General features: G+C 40.7%; 1 pseudogene. It reads left to right on the top strand.

Annotation, left to right across the window (positions count from 1 at the left end):
- Positions 1 to 2,466, top strand: a pseudogene (locus HMPREF0849_RS10655) (YSIRK signal domain/LPXTG anchor domain surface protein); the annotation flags it as partial.

The raw sequence follows: 2,466 nt of genomic DNA, 5'->3' as shown, positions 1-2,466 counted from the left end.
GTTCCAGCTAAAGACCCTAGTGGAAATGTTATTGGTACATATACTCTGAAAACAGTTGGTGGACAAGCCGTTGCAGTCTTTACCCCAACTGATAAGACTTATAGTGGTGAAGTTCAACCTGTGCGTGTACAGGCTAAAGATAAAAATGGTATTTCGGTTGAAACAACTTACACACCATTGATTACGCCAGTTACACCAACAGCAACTCCAGCAACTTCTGAAAATATTCAAGGAGCAACACAAACAGGCACTCCTACGTTTGTTCAAGGTGATGCAATTGCACCAATTAAACAAGGTTCAGTAAAACTTCTTGATAAAGAAGGAAATGAAGTTCCTGCAGGTCAGACAACTCCAGCTTATGCTGAAGATGGGACTACTGAAATTGGTACATTTTCTATTGATCCAACAACTGGAAAGGTAACCTTTAGTCCAACGGATAAATTGTATTCTGGTAAGGTTACTCCAGCAACTGTGCAAGCAGAAGATGAAAACGGAACTAAAGTGACGACAACTTACACGCCACAAATTATCCCAGTAAATCCTATTGGAGTTCCTGCGACTTCTGAAGATGTTCAAGGTGCAATTCAAACTGGAAAACCAGAATTCCAAGGTGGAACTGCAGTTGTCAATGGAAAAGAAGTTACTGTTGAGATGAATGACACTGTTCCAGCTAAATTGATTGATTCTAAAACTGGAAATGTTGTGGATTCTATCACTATTCCGGGTGAAGGTACTTATACTGTAGCACCGGACGGAACAGTAACCTTTGTTCCTGAAAAAACCTTTACAGGTCAAGCATCAGGCGTTGAAGTTTTACGTGAAGACAAGAATGGAACCCCCGTTACAGCAAGCTACACTCCAGTTGTTAAGGCAGCAATTCCAACAGCTACTGATGCTGTTACAGAAGACATTCAAGGTGCAACTCAAAAAGGAGTGCCTACATTCCTAGGTGGTAGGGTTACTGTTAATGGAGTGGAAAAAATTGTTCCTATTGATGAAACCAAGGGTCTTGAACTTATTGATCCAAAAACAGGAAAACCAACAGATCAACCAATTGTCATTCCAGGCGAAGGAACTTATACTGTAAATAATGGTATGGTAGAATTTAAGCCAGAACCACAATTTACTGGAAAAGGAACAGGCGTAGAAGTTCAACGTGTAGATGAGAATGGAACTCCTGTAAAAGCTAAATACACTCCAGTTGTTAAACCAGCAACTCCAACAAGTTCGGATGTTATTACAACAGATGTTCAGGGTGCAACTCAATCAGGAACACCAACATTTGAAGGTGGAAAAGTCAAAGTTAATGGTATTGAGAAAACTGTTGAAATTGATGAAACAGTCAAACCAACGTTTGATGATGGTACAACAGAGAAGACAATTCCAGGTGAAGGTACATATACTATTGATGAAGCTGGAAAAGTAACCTTTACTCCCGAGAAGACATTTACAGGTCAAGCAACAGGTGTGACTGTTAAGCGTGTTGATAAGAATGGAACCCCAATTACAGCTAAGTATACCCCAGTTGTTATCCCGGTTACACCTACTTCAAAAGATTCTGAATCAGAAGGTCCGAAAGGACAACCTCAATCAGGAACACCAACATTTGAAGGCGGAAAAGTAACAATCAATGGTAAAGAAATTCCGGTAGAAATTGATGAAACAGTTAAGCCGACCTTTGACGATGGTACAACAGAGAAGAAGGTACCAGGTGAGGGTACATATACTATTGATGAAGCTGGAAAAGTTACTTTCACACCAGAGCCAGAATTTGTAGGTCGAGCAACTGGAGTAACAGTTAAACGTGTTGATAAGAATGGAACCCCAATTACAGCTAAATACATCCCTACTGTACGTCCGAATACTTCATTTGTTGATACTAAAGGAAATATCCTAGCACCAAGTGAAGATGGTTCGCAACCTAAGAAAGATATTCCAGGATATAAAATTGTTGAAACTAAGGTTGATGAAAAAGGCAATGTGGTCCACGTTTATGAGAAGGTTAAGACCAGTCATAAGGATAAGGAAGGGAATGAAATTCCAGGTTATCCAACAGAAGACGGCGAACAACCTAAGAAAGATATTCCAGGATACCGCTTCGTAGAGACCAAGAAACTTCCAAATGGCGACACAGAGCACGTTTATGAGAAGGTTAAGACCAGTCATAAGGATAAGGAAGGGAATGAAATTCCAGGTTATCCAAGCGAAGACGGCGAACAACCTAAGAAAGATATTCCAGGTTACCGCTTCGTAGAGACTAAGAAACTTCCAAACGGCGACACAGAACACGTTTATGAGAAGGTTAAGACTAGTCACAAGGATAAGGAAGGGAATGAAATTCCAGGTTATCCAAGCGAAGACGGTGAACAACCTAAGAAGGATATTCCAGGTTACCGCTTCGTAGAGACCAAGAAACTTCCAAACGGCGACACAGAGCACGTTTATGAGAAGGTTAAGACCAGTCAC

This window comes from Streptococcus sp. C300, assembly GCF_000187645.1.
Lineage (GTDB): Bacteria > Bacillota > Bacilli > Lactobacillales > Streptococcaceae > Streptococcus > Streptococcus oralis_CQ.
The sequence above is the reverse complement of the archived record's forward strand: the minus strand, read 5'-3'. Positions and strand labels throughout refer to the sequence as shown.